Here is a 1,916-nt window from a genome sequence, read left to right on the forward strand (position 1 = left end):
GCGCCGAGCACCGTGAACCACATCCGGCGCCGGGGCACCCAGGCGAGGAAGCACACGGTGAGCACCATGGAGCAGCCGAAGAGGGCGAACGTCATCACCGGCCCGGCCCACCACGGCGCGCCGAGTTCCTGCGCGCTGTCCCGGCGGTAGAGCCACGCCGGGTTCATCCGCGGCACGGCCCAGTAGGCGAAGACCACCGCGGCGGCGGCCACCGGCACGGACAGTCGTCTGACCTCGCGTCGCCGCATCATCCGGAAGTGCTCCGGCCGCAGATGCAGCCCCAGCACGAAGAAGGGCAGGAACTGAAGCACCCGCTGGAGATCGAGGTCGTCACCGATATTCGGTGAACAGGCGGCGAACGCGGCGACGAGGAGAGCCAGCGCCACCGGCCACCGCGCGATCCGCCACAGCGGCGTGGTCAGCCGCCAGACGAAGAGCGCGATCAGGAACCAGGTCAGGTACCAGGGGTCGAGCAGGCTGATCGGATACGACGGATCGTCGCCCGCCCACCGCTTGAAGAAGGTGTACGCGACCTCGAAGAGGACGTACGGGACGGCGACCCCCGTGATCAGGCGCTTGACCCGGTCCGGCCGGAAGTCGAAACTCCGCGAGAAGTAGCCGGAGATGAGCACGAACGCCGGCATATGGAACGTGTAGACGGTCATATAGAGCGCGGACGCCGCTCTGCTGCCGCCCCGCAGGGGCTCCCACGCATGTCCCATCGCGACCAGCACGATCGCCAGGTACTTGGCGTTGTCGAAGAACGCGTCACGTTGTTTCGGCGTGGGGGACGAAGCCGGTGCCGCCTCGGGGGGCGGGGTCGTCGGTGCCCGCCGCACGGGCAGTAAGGAGGAGACGTTCATCACATACGGTCTCCCGGGGAACCTGCGGGGGAAGCCCCGCCTCTTACTGGGTTTCGGCGGAGGGTTGCGGAGTGGAACATTCCACGCACCATAGTGGCGCCCGCCGCGCCTCGCCCGAAAAGGCTCAGCTCTCGCGTACGACGGTTTACGCCCAGCCCAGCGCATCCTTCACCTCCTCAGCTTGGGAACTTCTTTACGCCTTTGGAAAGTTCAGAGAGCGATGAAAGGGGCCGATCCGCCCGGCCTTGACCGACCCCGCCTGCTAACTTCTACACAACTGTAGATGCTAACGACCCTATGGAGTGTGAGTGGCCATGGCCCTGTGGGACCGCATCAAGGAATCCGCCCAGACGATGCAGACTCAGCTCGTCGAGAAGAAGAACGACTTGAAGAGCGGCGCGTTCCGCGACGCGAGCATGGCGATGTGCGCCCTGGTGGCGGCGGCGGACGGTTCGGTCGAGCCGTCCGAGCGGCAGCGCGTCGCCCAGCTCATCGCCACCAATGACGTGCTACAGAACTTCCCGGCCGACGACCTTCAGCGGCGCTTCAACGACTACCTCAACAAGCTCACCGTCGACTTCGACTTCGGCAAGGTGAGCGTGATGCAGGAGGTCGCCAAGGCCAAGAAGAAGCCCGCCGAGGCGCGCGCCGTGATCCAGATCGGCATCGTCATCGGTGGCGCCGACGGCAACTTCGACAAGACCGAGCAGGCCATGGTCCGCGAGGCGTGCTACGCGCTGGACCTCCCGCCGGCCGAGTTCGACCTGTAAGGCGGCCCCGCACGCCGCCTGTAAGGCGGCCCCGCACGCCGTAAGAGGGCGCGCACGCCATAGGCCGCAGTCGTGCTGCGGTCGTGCCGCAGTCGTTAGCCGCAAGCCGTAAGGCGCGTCCTACAGCGGCGTCGCGGCGTGCAGGACGAGGACCAGGGCGACCGCCGCGTTCGCCGACGACAGGGCGGACGCGGCCGTGCCCACCGCCGCGATCCACAGGGCCAGCCCCGCCGCCGTCCACGTCGGCGGCCAGTGCCGGGACGGCGGCACCGGCCCCAGCAGC

The 1,916-nt window shown here is 67.8% G+C and carries 2 protein-coding genes; one reads left to right on the forward strand and one right to left on the reverse strand.

The features are described 5' to 3' along the window. On the reverse strand, positions 1-863 hold an 863-nt coding region (locus KN815_RS48740), incomplete at its 3' end, for an acyltransferase family protein (RefSeq protein ID WP_216348152.1). Between the two features lie 314 nt (positions 864-1,177). Between KN815_RS48740 and KN815_RS48745 the strand changes: the two genes are divergently transcribed. After that, positions 1,178-1,633 carry a tellurite resistance TerB family protein gene (locus KN815_RS48745; RefSeq protein WP_216348153.1) on the forward strand — a complete coding sequence of 152 codons (456 nt, stop codon included), beginning with the start codon at positions 1,178-1,180 and terminating at the stop codon, positions 1,631-1,633. Positions 1,634-1,916 lie beyond the last annotated feature (283 nt).

Origin of the sequence: Streptomyces niphimycinicus (assembly GCF_018883605.1) — a bacterium.
GTDB lineage: Bacteria > Actinomycetota > Actinomycetes > Streptomycetales > Streptomycetaceae > Streptomyces > Streptomyces niphimycinicus.

Coding starts and splice junctions, on each gene's coding strand:
- KN815_RS48745 (WP_216348153.1), top strand. CDS start 1,178: ATGGCCCTGTGGGACCGCATCAAGGAATCCGCCCAGACGATGCAGACT.